Annotated in this window: 11 protein-coding genes; 5 read left to right on the top strand and 6 right to left on the bottom strand. The window is 44.0% G+C overall.

The genetic code is table 11. From position 1 onward, the window contains the following. Window positions 1–123: 123 nt before the first annotated feature. The 6 genes from RDN93_RS04605 to RDN93_RS04580 form a co-directional block, all read right to left on the bottom strand. Window positions 124–2,265: a SurA N-terminal domain-containing protein gene (locus RDN93_RS04605; protein WP_308744397.1), complete on the bottom strand. Its 2,142-nt coding sequence runs from the start codon at window positions 2,263–2,265 to the stop codon at window positions 124–126. Window positions 2,266–2,384: 119 nt separating this feature from the next. Continuing rightward, a complete protein-coding gene (locus tag RDN93_RS04600; RefSeq protein ID WP_308744396.1) occupies window positions 2,385–3,641 on the bottom strand; it encodes a hemolysin family protein in 1,257 nt (418 codons plus the stop codon). A 53-nt stretch (window positions 3,642–3,694) separates the two neighbouring features. Next, on the bottom strand, window positions 3,695–4,309 hold the full coding sequence (gene lptC / locus RDN93_RS04595; protein WP_308744395.1) for an LPS export ABC transporter periplasmic protein LptC: 615 nt from the start codon (window positions 4,307–4,309) through the stop codon (window positions 3,695–3,697). Window positions 4,310–4,352: 43 nt separating this feature from the next. Further along, window positions 4,353–5,678, bottom strand: coding sequence for a hypothetical protein (locus RDN93_RS04590; protein WP_308744394.1), 1,326 nt, complete (start codon window positions 5,676–5,678; stop codon window positions 4,353–4,355). A gap of 63 nt (window positions 5,679–5,741) precedes the next feature. Continuing rightward, window positions 5,742–7,031, bottom strand: coding sequence for an outer membrane protein transport protein (locus RDN93_RS04585; RefSeq protein WP_308744393.1), 1,290 nt, complete (start codon window positions 7,029–7,031; stop codon window positions 5,742–5,744). Beyond that, window positions 7,018–7,749, bottom strand: a complete 732-nt coding sequence (locus RDN93_RS04580; protein ID WP_308744392.1) for a type III pantothenate kinase — start codon at window positions 7,747–7,749, stop codon at window positions 7,018–7,020. The genes RDN93_RS04585 and RDN93_RS04580 overlap by 14 nt, the downstream gene beginning before the upstream one ends. 192 nt (window positions 7,750–7,941) lie before the next feature. Here RDN93_RS04580 and RDN93_RS04575 point away from each other — a divergent pair, with 192 nt between their 5' ends. The 5 genes from RDN93_RS04575 (at window position 7,942) to RDN93_RS04555 (ending at window position 15,939) form a co-directional block, all read left to right on the top strand. After that, window positions 7,942–9,129: a DUF4105 domain-containing protein gene (locus tag RDN93_RS04575; protein WP_308744391.1), complete on the top strand. Its 1,188-nt coding sequence runs from the start codon at window positions 7,942–7,944 to the stop codon at window positions 9,127–9,129. After that, window positions 9,129–10,703 carry an alkaline phosphatase family protein gene (locus tag RDN93_RS04570; RefSeq protein WP_308744390.1) on the top strand — a complete coding sequence of 525 codons (1,575 nt, stop codon included), beginning with the start codon at window positions 9,129–9,131 and terminating at the stop codon, window positions 10,701–10,703. Before RDN93_RS04575 ends, RDN93_RS04570 begins: the two co-directional genes overlap by 1 nt. A 105-nt stretch (window positions 10,704–10,808) precedes the next feature. Then, the gene (secA, locus tag RDN93_RS04565; protein WP_308744389.1) at window positions 10,809–14,129 is read left to right on the top strand and encodes a preprotein translocase subunit SecA; all 3,321 of its coding nucleotides are present in this window, start codon (window positions 10,809–10,811) and stop codon (window positions 14,127–14,129) included. A gap of 195 nt (window positions 14,130–14,324) precedes the next feature. Beyond that, window positions 14,325–15,431, top strand: a complete 1,107-nt coding sequence (locus RDN93_RS04560) for a DUF6340 family protein (protein WP_308744388.1) — start codon at window positions 14,325–14,327, stop codon at window positions 15,429–15,431. A 61-nt stretch (window positions 15,432–15,492) separates the two neighbouring features. Then, window positions 15,493–15,939 carry a hypothetical protein gene (locus tag RDN93_RS04555; protein ID WP_308744387.1) on the top strand — a complete coding sequence of 149 codons (447 nt, stop codon included), beginning with the start codon at window positions 15,493–15,495 and terminating at the stop codon, window positions 15,937–15,939. Window positions 15,940–16,529: the final 590 nt, after the last annotated feature.

Here is a 16,529-nt window from a genome sequence, read left to right as displayed (position 1 = left end):
TTTATATTTGCAAATGTAAGGAAATAAAGTCGATTTCCGTATAGTGATAATGTAAAAGTTAACAAAAAAGGTCGTTCCCGAAAGAGGAACGACCTTTTGCAGTTATCGTTTTACGATTTAATCTTAGAAGAACAGGAAGCGTGTATCTTTCACATTTGCTTTCAGATACAAGTCGTTCATCAGACGGCTGGCGAAACGAGCGTGCATATTAGCCAATGTAGCTTCTTCTGTTTTAGCATCGAATGTTTCGTTCAACTTGTCTTTACCATATACCTGCAGGACAAAAACTCCGGCGTTACCCTTGATAGGCGCGCTCAACTTGTTCACTTCAGATACGGAAGCGTAAGCACCTACCAGCGGTTCGCTACTGCGCAATGCAGATACATAAGCAGGAGCCGCGAATGTCACCATCTTCAAAGAGTCGCTCACAGCATCAGCCATAGACTTATACTGGTCGAATGAAGTAGCGTTAGCCGCTTTCATGTCAGCCATGATTTTTTCCGCCTTCTTATCTTTAATGATTTCAGCTCTCAACTGTTCTTGTACGGCTTTCAACGGACGGTATCCTTCCGGTTTGATGCTTACCAGACCGACTACAATCATGTGGTCGCTTTCGCCACATTCGTACAGACCTGAAACTTCACCCGGTTTCGCTTTTTCAAATGTCCATCTCAAAGCCTCTTTTGTACCTCTCACACCGCCGATGCCATGTTCAGAGCTGTTCAAGTCCGCTCTGTCAAGCAGTCTGTATCCGGCTTCTTCTGCGTTAGCTACCATCTTTTCAACGGTAGGATTAGCAGCGATAAACTGGCTGAAATCGTTGTAAGCACGGTTGTATGTTTCTTTGCTGAACTCTACTTCACGCTTGATAACAGCTACTTTATATTTATCTTTTACAGATTTCTTGTTAGTCACCTGGAGAATTACGTTCGCTTGCCCCATCGGCAAGTTTACCAGTTCATTCACACCTGTATTGTTGATAGTAGAGATGAATTTCAAGTTGTCACCATCAATCTGTGCACCTTCATACTGTGCGGCAACCAACCAGTTAGCGTCACCCGTCTGACCGTATTTCTTAGCCAGATCTACAAAGTTAGCACCACCTTTGATAGCGTTATAGATACTATCAGCCAATGTTTTAGTCTTCACTGCATCTTCTGCATATACCTGAATCTGACGGAATTCGACAGAGTCGGCAGCAGCAGCCTTGGCAACTATTTTGAAAGAGTTGATAGTATTGTCAGTGCCATTGTAGTAAGGGCCGTAAACAGTACCTACGGAAGCGGAATCCAAACGTGCCACTACATCTGACGGGAACACTGTCTTGTTATAGAACAAGTCTACATAAGGAGCTTCGGAACCAGTCGAACGAATGAAAGATGTATAATCATCTGTCGTAGTAGCCAACTGTGCAGTTGCTTCGTCTACTTCCTTCTGGATAGCAGCTCTGTCTGCCGCACTGGCAGTCACCTGTACATCAATGTATTTGATGTCACGAGTTTCCTGATATTGCTTGAATTGCTCTTTCTTCTTGTTATACAGTTCTTTCAATTCCGATTCTTTCACCACGATAGTAGAGTCTACTACTGAAGAATAAGGAACGCCGGCCAGCAATACATTGTATTGGTTTACTCTTGCGTCGAAAGCATCCTGTGCTTCCACCGGGTTAGAAAGAAGAGCTTTAGATACCAATGCCTGGTATTTTTCAGCCAGACGGCTCTGAATCAACGTTTTCTGGATGAACGACCAGTATTTATACATATTGTTGTATTGTTCAGCATACTGTGCCGGCATCTGTGACTCGCTCATCTTGGCATATTCCACGAGGAACTTGTTCAACATATCCTTGTCGAAGTTTCCTGTTTGCGGATTCTGGAAAGGAGTCTGTCTCAGCAAAGGATGAACACCCGCCTTCAGGATATCCTGAATTTCAGCAGTAGAAACAGTCAGTCCCAATGCTTTAGCTTCTTTTTCAATCAGTTTATTGTTTACGTAGGAACGCCATACTTCATCGCGCACCTGATTGGTTTGGTCATCGTTCAAGGCGGTCACTCCACGCATGAGTTTCACCACTTCGGTATACTCTTCTACCAAATTCTGATACTCCTGAGCGGAAAGAGCGTCTCCGTTCACCTCACCTACGTCATGCGCCTGATGCGGCTGCATTACCTTCCATGCGTCACCCGCAATAAAAGCAAACAGCGCCAAGCCGATAACAATCACCAATAGAGGTCCTTTCGACCTAATGTTTTGTAACGTTGCCATTTTGATTAATACGATTTATGTTTATTATTATTTCTTTCTTTTGTCGTTTTAGCGCACGAAGATACAAAAAATGCTAATATGCATCTATTTATTAGCCAAAAATTTCTTGATTATCGCTATTATTCCAAGACTTTCAGGCGCACAAGTTCTATTTTCGTCGCCGTAACCTTGATTATCTTGAACTGATAACATCCTACTTGTATGACTTCATGCAACTTCGGGAAACTCTGATATTGGTTCAGGATCAACCCACCCACCGTCAGATATTCATCCGACTCAGGCAAATCAAGTCCGAACGTTTCATTGACTTTCTCTATTTCCAGACGGGCAGACAATACATATTCGTGTTCATCAATCTGCTTACAGATATAGGAAGTATTGTCATGTTCGTCTTCTATATCGCCAAAAATTTCTTCCACCAAGTCTTCCAGCGATACAATGCCGGACGTCCCGCCGAATTCATCTACCACTACGGCAATCGTTTTCTTCTGTTGCATGAACAGCTTCATCAATTTGTGGGCGGACATCGTTTCAGGTACAATCGGTACCTGCTTTACATTGTCGTGCCAGTCTTTTGGAGCACGGAACATTTCCGACGAATGGATATAACCGACTACATTGTCGATATTCCCGTCATATACAATAATCTTGGATATACCGGACTCTATAAAGCGGTTCTTCAATTCGTCCAGCGAAGTGGTCAGGTCGACAGCCACTACCTCCGTACGCGGGACGATGCAATCACGGATTTTTATATTCGAGAAATCAAGCGCATTCTGAAAGATTTTCACTTCCGTATCCAGTTCCTCTTCATTCTCGGCATTGTCAATGCTGCTCTGCACAAAGTAATCCAAATCGACTTTTCCGAATGCTATATCGGAAGCATCCTTATTTACTTTCATTCCAAAAACACGAAGGAACAAACAGGATACGCCGGAAGCGAATTTAGAAACAGGATACAAAACGACATAACAAATAATAAGCGGAACAGCAAAAACATTCAACACCAGATTGGGATTAATCTTGAAGATTGTTTTCGGCAGAAACTCTCCGGTCACCAATATAATCAGAGTAGAGATAATAGTCTGCGCCGACACCATCAGGAAATGATTGTCAATGAATCCCGACAACAGGTTGTCACCGATAATCTGCGCCATCAGGATACCGTAGATAACCAATGCGATATTGTTCCCCACCAACATGGTAGAGATAAATTCATTCGGATTCTTGAAGAAGATAGAAAGGATACGGGACGTTACTCCGCCCTTTCGTTCCATTTCAAAACGCAGTTTGTCTACCGAAACAAAAGCTATCTCCATTCCTGAGAAGAAAGCGGAGAAGACCATGGTGATTATTAGAGAGATATAAATATTCATAAGTTTTGATTTACGATTAGACGATTCACGAGGTACAATTGATATTACTTCGCCTATTTCGCAGCATCTTTATTCACAGAATCCGGCAGTGCTTTTGTTTCCGGTTGGGGAGGGCCACCCGCTTCATCGTCCACATAGAAAATACCTTCTATATTACGAATGGTATAAACAGTCATTTGTTGGTTGGAGTCGAACCCTTGCCCGGTGATAATCCTGTCCGGTTGCTGGATACGTATGAACTTGTCGGAATATACTTTTTGAGTGGCTTCGTTCCAGTATAGCAGTTCCGTATTAAAACGTTCCCCTTTCCGGTTTTGTATATCTACATTCCCCATCAACTTCCAAAGCCTTTCTTTGTCATAGTAATAGGCAGTATCCGCTTTGATACTGGCTTCTACATGAAAGATCGAGTCGAACTGTTCGAGGTATACTCCTTTTTCAAAGGCCCAATAAGAAGGTTTCTTACGGTCATAAACCTGCCACTCCTCCGTATTCACCCTGTAACGTGTCACGCCCGAATCGGATATAAGAGTAGTGACTCCCAACGTACTCATCATCGGAAGAGAATCGCGTTCGGTGATAGCCTCACCCACTGCTTTCGTCTTACCGCCGCATGAAGGAAATAAAAGAAGCATAACAATTGTCCCAAGGACAATTGTTATGCTCATGCTTTTATGCAACAAACGTTTACTTCGTTTTCGCAACATATATTTATCTAATCGTTGTAGTCTCTCCGATCCAACCGCCGATAGTAATGCGGTCGCCTTGCTTGTAACCTAACATAAAGAGATCCTTAGCCTGCGGAGTATGAGCAGAATATCTGCCAATTAACTTGTTTGCTTCTTCAGCTACACTTGGGTCTACTTGTTTTGCACGTTGCAATTTGTCGATTACTGCAAAATAGGTACATTTATTCAAAGCGTTTTCATCACTCCAGTTAGGACTCATTGCATAAAGATTAGCAATCAGGATATAAGGAGCACCGTAATTTTCGTTGAAACTGATAGCTTTCTGACAATAAGCTCTAGCTTGAGAAAGTTTCTTGGCAGAAGCCAATACGGCAGCAGCAGCATATGCTTTTTCAGCTTTCGTCGCATTTTCAGTCTCCAAATTGATAGCTTCATCAAAGAACTTCACAGCACCATCGATATCACCTTTCTTGAATGCCTGGTAAGCACATCCCGTAGCAGCTTCTGCAGTCGGTTCTATCTTGTATGAATAATAAGCTGCCTGCTGGTAAGCTTCGCTTTCAGTACACTTCATCATCTTCATGATATCGATTACTTTCTTCAAGTATTCCAAGTCTGTCTGATTAGCTTCCACTTTCGGACCATAAATGCCTTGCAATGATTCGCAGTCAGCAGTACCACTGTTTACGAACAAAGCAACCAGGTTATCTTTGATACCTTGCAAGTTTTTCTTCTTTGCCTCATTAGTTTCAGCAGCAATACCAGTATCAGCATATTCGGAGGCAGCCAGATAATCCTGGATAAATTGCTCCTTATGGCTAGGATCCGCTTTCAGTTTATCCAATGACATTTGCAAGAAATAGAACAAAGTAGCAGCAGCCGATTCGGCCTTCACTGCATTAACCGACTGGCTCAACCATTGATAAGCCTGATTAACATCAATTTTCGGAGCCAAAGCGATATAGTCTACAGCTTTGATACCCAATGCTTCGTCAGCAGAAGATACTTTTGTACCTTTAGCCAAGAAATCAGGCGTGTATTTAATACGCAAATCGTGCGTATTCATCAATTCATTGAAATATTTCTGGTATTCCGGATTATTCTTGTCCTTGATTTGTGCCATCAAGCCTTTCAGAATTTTATATCCGTCGGTAAAGGTATAGAAACGGAGTGTAGGACAGTTTTCCAACACAGCTTTCCAAGGAGTATACGCATCTTTAAAATTACCTGCACGCACAGCTTCATGCGAAATACTACTGTTCGAATTACAGTTAGACGCATCCTGTGCTATTGCAGTGGTTGCCCCTGCTGAAAGGACCAACATAGCCACAAGCGTTTTAATCTTCATTGTATTTAAATTTTAGTTGTTATTATAAAGTCGTCTATTCTCTCTCACGTTATTTCAACTCAATTATTCTACCCTGCGTTTGAAGAACCAACGTTCATTGAACGTCAATCCGATACTCACACGGAAGATATTCTCGTTCACAAAAGCAGCTTCCTGACCACTGACATGGACAAACTGTCCGCTGACACTGAGGATAGAACGTGAACGAGGTACAGGCAAACCGAAACCGGCAGTTACACCATATTCACGGGCAGCCTTTTTGCCGTCGATCTTATAATACGGAGTCGTATAATAAGCTCCCAAACGATATTTGATGTGGGACAGGTAAGAACGTCCTATCAAATTAGGAATGTATTCCGCTCCCACTGATATTTTATGACGATCGCAATAGGCATAAGTTTCATCAAATTCCTGACGCATGGCATCATCCGTTGCAGCTACACCGAATTTAGCCTTAGACCATTGCTGCAAACTATAATCCATACCGACTGTCAAGCGTTTGTCATAATTGTACGTGAATCCTCCTCCAAAGATATTCGGAAGTTCCAACGTAGCATCCAAATTATCACTGCTGGTCGCACTAGCCTGAGTTGTCACTGTATAGTCATTATTCAGTTTATGCTTTGGAGAAAAAACTGCTCCGATTGTCACTGAATGTTTTTTACCCAAATCCAGCGTATATTGTGCCCCGAAATCCAGTTTGTAATCCGAGACAGAAACTCCCACCTGTTGTATATAAGAGCTAGAACTAGTTGTCTCAGGATAAATTACAGTTCGCGTACGTGTTATATCACCCCAAAAATAAGAAGCGTTCACACCCACTGAAAGGTTTTTAAGCACTTTCACACCTATTCCCCCGTAAAGCTGATGTAATCCACCATCTCCGGTAAAACTTCGGGTGTAATTCAACACATTGCCTGTTTTCTGGTCGGTCGACGTCTGAGCGTCTGATACGCTATATCCCACATTAGAAAACGGCAACAACCCTACACTCATCCCTATCCTGGGATGCAAACGGAACTGCATTGCCAAATAGTCGAAACTGGAGTTCTTAGCATTCAGCTTCACACCGCCACCACTAACATTCATATTTTGCAGACTGACCCCTCCTTCAAAAAGGAAAGTCAACGAATCAATGGCTGTATACGAAGCAGGGTTCAACGGATTGATCTGTGCTCCATCCCGGAGTCCGAAAGCAATCCCCCCCATCGCCTTGCTATTTCCGAAACTCTGATCGGACAAGTCGCCATAGCCATATCGTGTATAAGGAGAGTTTGTATTATTTTGAGCGATTGCCACTCCGGTAACCATCGTGAGCAAAAGCGCACATAGTGTGTGTTTAAATCCTACCATTATTATAGTTTAAAATTCTATTTAATCCTTTCAACACTAAAAATCTATCTGCAAAGATGACACTTTTTACGTTCGTATCAAAAGAAAAATCATCTCCGCCCGTTAAAAAAACCAAAAGTTCAGGATATTTATGCTTCATAGACTGAATATAACCTGAAATTTCGAATTCCATGCCTTTCAAGACTCCGGCACGTATAGCAGTTTCGGTATCCCGCCCCATCGGAAGTTGACGTCCGTTGGCATCCACCATAGGCAAGCGTCCGGTAAACTGATGAAGTGCCTTGAAGCGCATCTGCATGCCGGGAGAAATATTACCACCATGATACTGCCCCTTCGAGTCAATAAATTCGTAAGTAATGCACGTCCCTGCATCAATAACTAATATATCATTATGGGGAAACTGTTCATTGGCACCTACCACAGCAGCCATCCGGTCATACCCCAGCGTTTCGGGAGTTTCGTACAAATTGACCACCGGCAAAGGTGTTTTGTGATTGAGCCATAGCAAAGGAAACGACAAAACAGCCAACTCTGCAAGTATCCGCTCATTCAAATCAATGACAGTAGCCACAATCCCCTGCTCTATCGGATATTTGGAGCAAAGAGTTTGCAAACAGCCCAACGATTGATTGGATTCGGCCAACACTTCCACCATCTCCCCATTATTGAAGAGGGCGACTTTTGCCATTGTATTCCCTATGTCGATAATTAAATTCAATGCATTTTCATCTTTAGCGGGCGCAAAGGTAAAGTAAAAAAAGAGAAATTAAAGCATATAGAAGGAATTATCTTGTTTTTCATTTTAGATTTTTCAGCCAAACAAAAAAACTATCCAGATAAAACAGACGCTCTGTTTTCCGATTCCAACAATTCTTTGTATATTCGCCGCAAAAATAAAACAAGCCTACTGATGAAACGGTCTTTTTTATATTCTATCTTCTCTCTTTTTCTGTTGCTTCTGCCCTTCGGACAAACAACTGCCAATAGCAATGACTCCATCCGTCTCAGCCTGCTGACTTGTGCACCCGGTGAAATAATATACACCCTATTCGGGCACACCGCTATCCGTTACGAAAACCCCTCACAAGGGATTGATGTCGTATTCAATTACGGATTATTCAGTTTCGACATCCCTAATTTCGAACTCCGCTTCTCTCTTGGAGAAACAGACTACCGATTAGGAGTTGTCGACTACCCCCATTTTGCAGGAGAATACGCATTCTTTAATCGCAGCGTATGGCAGCAAACTTTGAACATGACCAATGAAGAGAAAATCAAATTAATCCGATTGCTGCAAGACAATTACCGTCCTGAAAACCAGGTGTACCGTTATAATTTCTTTTACGATAATTGTGCGACCCGCCCTCGCGACAAGATAGAAGAAAGCATTGCAGGAAAAGTGATTTATCCCGCAGAGCCACAGGATGGCTCACGTTCTTTCCGCGACATTGTACATCAATATTGCAAAGGGCATCCGTGGGCACGTTTCGGCATTGATTTATGTATCGGAAGCGAAGCAGACCAACCTATCACGCAACGACAGATGATGTTTGCACCTTTCTATCTGATGGACGCTTTTGCCGGTGCACAAATTAAGAACGACTCCATCCAACGTCCGCTCGCTGAAGCCGCCGAACTGGTGGTAGACGCGACTCCCGAACCGGATGAAAGCAGTTGGATACCCACTCCGCTACAATGCGCGTTACTATTATTTATACTAACGGCCGGTGCTACCATCTACGGCATCCGGCGGAGAACCGGATTATGGGGAATCGACCTGTTCCTCTTCGGTGCGGCAGGTATCGTGGGATGCGTCCTTGCTTTTCTTGCCCTCTTCTCCGAACATCCGGCTGTCAGCTCCAATTTCTTGTTGCTGGTGTTCCATCCGGGGCAACTTTTTTTCCTGCCATACATCATTTATTGTGTCCGAAAAAGGAAGAAATGCTGGTATTTGACCTTGAATCTAGCCGTTTTAACACTTTTTATAGTGCTTTTTCCACTAATTCCGCAAAGATTTGACTTTGCTGTTGTACCTTTGGCACTCTGTTTGCTGATACGTTCAGCGAGCAACTTAATAGTGACATCTAAAAAGAAATAATGAAAGGACTACTGACTTCCCTTATCACCGTACTCACCTTCACAGGGCTACAAGCTCAGTCGCTTCCTACTGCCCCTAAACTTGTGGTAGGATTGACGATTGACCAACTGCGTACGGACTATCTGGAAGCATTTTCGTCACTCTACGGCGAAAAAGGCTTCAAGCGTCTCTGGAAAGAGGGAAGAGTGTTCTGTAACGCCCAATATACTTTCAGCGGTGTAGACCGTTCTTCGGCCATAGCCGCCATTTACAGCGGCACGACTCCTTCCATGAACGGAATCATCTCCAAACGATGGATGGACGTATCTACCCTACGCCCCGTCAACAGCACGGACGACACAGCATTTATGGGTTATTATACAGACCAGACCTGCTCACCCGCCAAATTACTGACTTCCACCATTGCCGACGAGCTCAAAATTGCGACTCAGGGCAAAGGGCTCGTATATGCCATCGCTCCCAAATGTGACGCAGCGATTTTTGCTGCCGGACATGCCGGGAACGGTGCTTTCTGGATTAATCCCAACACAGGAAAATGGAGCGGAACCACTTATTACGGAGAATTTCCCTGGTGGGCAAGCCAGTACAATGACCGCCAAGCCATTGATTTCCGTATTGCAAACATTACTTGGGAACCTGTTTTCCCACGTGGAATGTACACTTTTCTGCCAGATTGGCGGGACATGGTTTTCAAATATAAATTTGACGATGACCGTAACAATAAGTACCGGCGTTTCATCACCAGCCCTTTTGTGAACGATGAAGTAAACGCTCTTGCCGAAGAAGCACTGAACAAAAGTTCGATCGGCATGGATGACATTACTGACTTATTGGCACTCACTTACTACGCCGGAAACTATGCGCATAAATCCGTACAGGAATGTGCCATGGAAATGCAGGACACCTATGTACGTCTCGACCGCAGTATAGCCAACTTACTTGAGTTGCTTGACAAGAAAGTAGGTCTGCAGAATGTACTTATTTTCATCACTTCCACCGGATATACGGACAGCGAATCAGCCGATTCGGGACTTTATAAGATTCCCGGCGGAGAATTTTACCTCAACCGTTGCGCAGCTTTGCTGAATATGTATCTGATGGCTACCTACGGTGAAGGCAAATACGTGGAAACGCATCATAACCAGCAGATTTACCTGAACCATAAGTTGCTGGAACAAAAGCAACTGAACTTGACGGAGGTACAAGAGAAATCCGCCGAATTCCTCATGCAATTCAGCGGAGTGAACGAAGCATATTCCGCCAACAGGCTTTTACTGGGTTCATGGACTCCGGAGATTCATAAGATACGTAACGGATACCATCGCAAACGTTCGGGCGACCTGGTAATCGACGTCCTTCCCGGATGGACTATGGTGGACGAAAACAGCAGCGAAAGTAAAGTAGTACGTCATTCGTTTATTCCTTCACCGCTGATTTTCATCGGTCACTCGGTGAAGCCGGCTATCATACAGACTCCTGTAACTATCGAACATATTGCGCCTACACTGGCACATTTCATGCGCATCCGGGCTCCCAATGCCTGTTCTGCCGCACCCATTACCGACTTACGGTAAAAGTTTACTCATAAAAACAGGGTGCAAAACATTAATAAATCAGCATTTTAATGTAACTTTGCGCAAGAAATTTTAAATAGATAAATAATAAACATACTTATACAAATGGGATTTAATGAATTTTTAAGCTCGATTTTCGGAAACAAATCCACGCGAGACATGAAAGAAATCAAGCCCTGGGTAGAGAAAATCAAAGCTGCTTACCCTGAGGTTGAGAAACTAGACAACGATGCACTCCGTGCAAAAACGGAAGAAATCAAAAAATACATCTATGAATCGGCTACTGCCGAACGTGCGAAAGTAGAAGAGTTGAAAGCAAGTGTCGAAAGTATCGAACTGGAAGACCGCGAAGAAGTCTTTGCACAAATAGACAAGACGGAAAAAGAAATTCTGGAAAAATATGAAAAGGCACTGGACGAAGTTCTGCCCGTTGCTTTCTCTATTGTCAAAGCTACCGCCAAACGTTTTGCTGAAAATGAAGAAATAGTAGTGACCGCTACCGATTTCGACCGTCAGCTTGCTGCTACAAAGGATTTTGTACGCATCGAAGGCGATAAGGCGATTTATCAGAATCACTGGATGGCCGGTGGAAACGACACGGTATGGAACATGGTTCACTACGACGTTCAGTTGTTCGGTGGTGTCGTTCTGCATAAAGGTAAAATCGCAGAAATGGCAACCGGTGAAGGTAAAACCCTGGTAGCCACTCTCCCGGTATTCCTGAACGCATTGACCGGAAACGGTGTGCACGTGGTGACTGTGAATGATTATCTGGCAAAACGTGACTCCGAATGGATGGGACCTCTTTATATGTTCCACGGTCTGAGTGTGGACTGTATCGACAAACACCAACCGAACTCCGATGCACGCCGCCAGGCATATATGGCTGACATCACGTTCGGTACGAACAACGAATTCGGTTTCGACTACCTGCGTGATAATATGGCTATCAGCCCGAAAGACCTGGTGCAACGTCCGCACAACTATGCCATTGTCGATGAGGTTGACTCCGTTTTGATTGACGATGCCCGTACTCCGTTGATTATCTCCGGCCCTGTACCGAAGGGTGACGACCAGTTGTTCGAGCAACTCCGCCCATTGGTAGAACGCCTGGTAGAAGCACAGAAAGTACTGGCAACCAAATACCTGTCCGAAGCCAAGAAACTTATCGCATCGAATGACAAGAAAGAGGTGGAAGAAGGATTCCTTGCGTTGTATCGCAGCCACAAGTGTCTGCCGAAGAACAAGGCTTTGATTAAGTTCCTCAGTGAGCAGGGTATCAAAGCCGGTATGCTCAAGACGGAAGAAATCTACATGGAGCAGAACAACAAGCGTATGCACGAGGTTACTGACCCGTTGTATTTCGTAATTGACGAAAAGCTGAACAGTGTAGACCTGACAGATAAAGGTGTGGACTTGATTACCGGTAATTCTGAAGATCCTACTTTGTTCGTTCTTCCCGACATCGCCGGACAACTCTCGGAACTGGAAAATGTACCGAACCTGACCAACGAAGAAAAACTTCAGAAGAAAGATGAATTGCTGACTAACTACGCCATTAAATCGGAACGCGTACATACCATCAACCAGTTATTGAAGGCATACACCATGTTCGAGAAGGATGACGAATACGTAGTTATCGACGGACAAGTGAAGATTGTGGACGAGCAGACCGGCCGTATCATGGAAGGCCGCCGCTACTCCGATGGATTGCACCAGGCTATTGAAGCCAAGGAACGTGTGAAAGTAGAAGCCGCTACGCAGACTTTCGCTACGATTACTTTACAGAACTACTTCCGTATGTATCACAAGCTGTCCGGTATGACCGGTACTGCCGAAACGGAAGCAGGCGAACTTTGGGACATCTACAAACTGGATGTAGTCGTTATCCCGACCAACCGTCCGATTGCCCGTAAGGATATGAATGACCGCGTTTACAAGACCAAACGCGAAAAATATAAAGCTGTAATCGAAGAAATCGAACGATTGGTTCAGGCAGGACGCCCGGTACTGGTAGGTACTACTTCGGTAGAAATCTCCGAAATGCTGAGCAAGATGCTTACCATGCGCAAGATTGAACACAGCGTATTGAATGCGAAGTTGCACCAGAAAGAAGCTGAGATTGTAGCGAAAGCCGGTTTCAGTTGCGCGGTGACAATCGCTACCAACATGGCAGGTCGTGGTACCGACATCAAGCTGAGTCCGGAAGTGAAAGCTGCGGGCGGTTTGGCAATCATCGGTACGGAACGCCACGAATCCCGTCGTGTAGACCGCCAGTTGCGTGGTCGTGCAGGACGTCAGGGCGACCCGGGTTCTTCCGTATTCTTCGTGTCACTGGAAGATGACTTGATGCGTCTGTTCTCTTCCGACCGTATCGCAAGCGTAATGGACAAGCTCGGTTTCCAGGAAGGCGAAATGATTGAGCACAAGATGATTTCCAACTCCATCGAACGTGCCCAAAAGAAAGTGGAAGAAAACAACTTCGGTATCCGTAAACGTCTGTTGGAATATGACGACGTAATGAACAAACAACGTACGGTTGTTTATACAAAACGCCGCCACGCATTGATGGGTGAACGTATCGGTATGGATATCGTGAATATGATTTGGGACCGTTGCGCAAACGCCATCGAAAACAATGATTTTGAAGGCTGCCAAATGGAACTGCTTCAGACGTTGGCTATGGAAACTCCGTTCACCGAAGAGGAATTCCGCAACGAGAAGAAGGATAAGTTGGCTGAAAAGACTTTCAACATTGCGATGGAGAACTTCAAGCGCAAGACTGAACGTCTGGCTCAGATTGCCAATCCGGTCATCAAACAGGTATATGAGAACCAGGGACATATGTACGAGAACATCTTGATTCCTATCACGGACGGCAAACGTATGTATAACATCTCCTGCAACCTGAAAGCGGCTTACGAATCAGAATCCAAAGAGGTGGTAAAAGCATTCGAGAAGTCAATCCTGCTTCACGTTATCGACGAAGCATGGAAAGAGAACCTGCGCGAGCTGGACGAACTGAAACATTCTGTACAGAATGCAAGCTACGAGCAGAAAGACCCGCTGTTGATTTACAAACTGGAGTCCGTTACTTTGTTTGACGCAATGGTCAACAAGATTAATAACCAGACGGTAGCTATCCTGATGCGCGGACAAATCCCTGTGCAGGAAGCTCCGGACGAACAAGCTGCCCGCCGTGTAGAAGTACGTCAGGCTGCTCCCGAGCAACGCCAGGACATGAGCAAGTATCGTGAAAACAAACAAGAGTTGACTGATCCGAATCAGCAGGCTGCTGCCAACCAGGATACTCGTGAACAGCAGAAACGTGAACCAATCCGTGCAGAAAAGACTGTGGGACGTAATGATCCCTGCCCATGCGGAAGCGGTAAGAAGTATAAAAACTGTCACGGTAAAAACGCTTAAATAAGTTAGGAGCTGAGAATGGAGAGTTGAGAGTCAGGAAACGAATGTTTTCTTTGCGTAGGATTCTGTATTTTTAATCTCGATTCTCTATCATCATATTTATAAAGAAAGTCTCAAACGGTTAAAAACTGTTTGAGACTTTCTTTTATTCTTTCAAAATAGTACTTTTGTCAAATTACTAAATAGAACAAAACTATGGCAAAATCTTATTCACTGGCTTTCGTTTCTTTGTTCCTGCTGGCATTGAGTAGCTGCCAAAGCCTGGAGCAGATTTCCATTGATTACCTGCAAGCTGCCGACCTTAGCTTCCCTCCCCAACTTCGGAAAGTTGCCATCGTAAATAATACCAGCAATACGCCGGATAACAAACTGATGGCACAAACTGAAAAAATCAAAGAGAACTCACCGATAGTAAGTCGTGCAACGGCTTACGTGAATGGAGACACTAAAGTGGCAACAGAGGCACTGGCCGAAGAGATTGCGCATCAGAACTACTTTGACGAAGTGGTGATTTGCGATTCCGCTTTGCGGGCAAATGATAAGTTGCCGCGTGAAAGCACGCTGAGTCAAGAAGAAGTACACAAATTGGCTTCGGATTTAGGAGTGGATTTAATCATTGCCGTAGAAAATCTGCAACTCAAAGCGACAAAGACTGTCCGTTACCTGGATGAGTTCAACTGCTTCCAAGGAGCTGTGGACGTCAAGGCATACCCTACAGTCAGAATTTATCTACCCGAACGGAGCAGACCGATGACTACGCTTCACCCTAACGACAGCATCTTTTGGGAAGAATTCGGTGCTTCGGCCATAGAAGCTGCTACGCATATGATTCCCGACAGGAAGATGTTGCAGGAAGCTGCCGAATTTGCAGGAACGATTCCGGTGAAGTATATTGTTCCGGTGTGGAAAAAAGGAACACGGTATCTTTATACCGGCGGTTCGGTACCGATGCGGGACGCCGCCGTTTATGTACGCGAAAATTCATGGGACAACGCGTATGAACTTTGGCATCAGGCTTTCGAAGGAACAAAGAGCGAAAAGAAGAAGATGCAGGCTGCCCTCAATATCGCGGTTTACTATGAGATGAAAGACAGTTTGGCACAAGCAGTGGAATGGGCTGAAAAAGCTCAGCAGCTAGCCAAGAAAATTGAGAAAAAGAATGTATCGGAAAATATGCATGCCACCATTGACGATGTGCCGAATTATTATCTCACCAGCCTGTATCTGGCGGAGTTGAAGGAGAGAAACAGCCAATTACCTAAGTTAAAGATGCAAATGAGTCGATTTAATGACGATTTTTAAGAAAATCGTATATCAAATCTTATTTTTTTTATACCTTTGAACTAACAAAAAGAAGGAACCCATGAAATTGAGCCAACAATCACTATCTATTATCGAAGCGGCTATCCAAAAGGCAGTCGCTAACTATACATGTAACTGCGAGCAAACGACCGTTACCGACATTCATCTCCAACCGGATCAGACTTCGGGACAACTTACTATTTACAACGATGATGATGAAGAGTTGGCAAACATCATGATAGAAGAATGGGCTACGTATGACGGTGATGATTTTCTGGAAAACGTGGAACCTTCCCTACGTACCATCCTCTGCAGAATGAAAGATGCAGGCGACTTTGACAAGGTGACTATCCTGAAACCTTACTCGTTCGTATTGGTGGACGAAGATAAGGAAACGGTGACGGAATTGCTGCTGGTAGATGATGATACGATATTGGTGAATGACGAGCTGCTGAAAGGACTGGATAAGGAGTTGGATGATTTCCTGAAAGAGTTGCTGGAAAAGTAAAATCTCATATACGGCAATAAATCATATACGGCAATAATATTGTGGCTTGTCGGCAGAAAGTCCTCTATGCGCTTAACCGGAGGTTCACCGGTTTCACTTTATTGCTAAATACCCGATGAATAAAGCCATAGCGGGTGAAAGCAAGGAAAAAAGACAAAGAGAAATTACCTTTCATCGCTTTCACCTTCATTATCGTTTCGCTTGCAGTGTCTATTGGACATATAGATCCAATATGTTGGATATATATAGCTGACACGTTGGGCATATAGATCCAACACGTCAGCTATATATACCCAACATATCAAGTAGTACTACCTGATAATTAAGCTATTAACACTTGACAACTCTACTATTAACATATTGATTGACAGATTATTTGCCATTACCTAATTTCTTTTTGGTTATAGCATATTTCTTTTAGCTTATAGCATAATTGAATTAGCTCATAGCATATCGAAAAAACAAAGGTGAAAGAATGAAGAACGGTTCCAACCGGATTTTTCCTCTCTCTTTCACCCGCTATCGCTTTATCCATCAGGGTTCCAGCAACAGGGTGAACCCGATGAACCCTCGCTAAAAGTACAAGAAAA

The sequence above is a fragment of the uncultured Bacteroides sp. genome (assembly GCF_902491285.1).
Classification (GTDB): Bacteria; Bacteroidota; Bacteroidia; order Bacteroidales; family Bacteroidaceae; genus Bacteroides.
Note: the sequence above shows the minus strand (reverse complement) of the source record. Positions and strands in the feature narration are given on the sequence as shown.